1 protein-coding gene is annotated in these 526 nt (G+C 49.0%); it reads right to left on the reverse strand.

The genetic code is table 11. The features are described 5' to 3' along the window. On the reverse strand, positions 1 to 526 hold a 526-nt coding region (locus LD39_RS21660; RefSeq protein ID WP_035554108.1), incomplete at both ends, for an IS110 family transposase.

Consider the following 526-nt stretch of genomic DNA (forward strand, 5'->3'; position numbering starts at 1 on the left):
ACCTCCCCCTGCCTACGCCGGCCTCCACTAGAAGATTCGCTAGGGACCAGACCGGCATAGGCCATCAATTGACGGGGAGAGGGGAAACGTTGGAACGAGCCAATTTCCGCAACGAGACTCGTAGCTGTAATTAAAGCGATGCCTCTTAACCCTTGAAGAGCTTGAATCATAGGAGCGTGTATACTGTCGGTGGCCTGGTGTTGAATTTCTTCTTCCAATCGGGAAATGCGTGATTCGATCTCCTTCAACTGATGATAATACTCTTGGAAGGTCAAACGTAAAGAGGAACGATCAAAGGTCAGGGTATCTAACCATCGCCGGTGTTTTACTGTCCAATTCCTCATTCCTTTGGGTAAACGGATTTCATGACGTAATAAGAATTTCGAGAGGCGATGCTTAGCACGTAATTGATCCTGCACAGCATCTTCGCGGCATCGAATCAGGTCTCTCAACGCTTCATCGTCTTCGTTTGGGATGTGAACCGGTGTTAGTTCGCCCGCACGATATAATTGGGCGAGACGAACCG

It is taken from the genome of Halobacillus sp. BBL2006 (genome assembly GCF_000786645.1).
Classification (GTDB): Bacteria; Bacillota; Bacilli; order Bacillales; family Halobacillaceae; genus Halobacillus.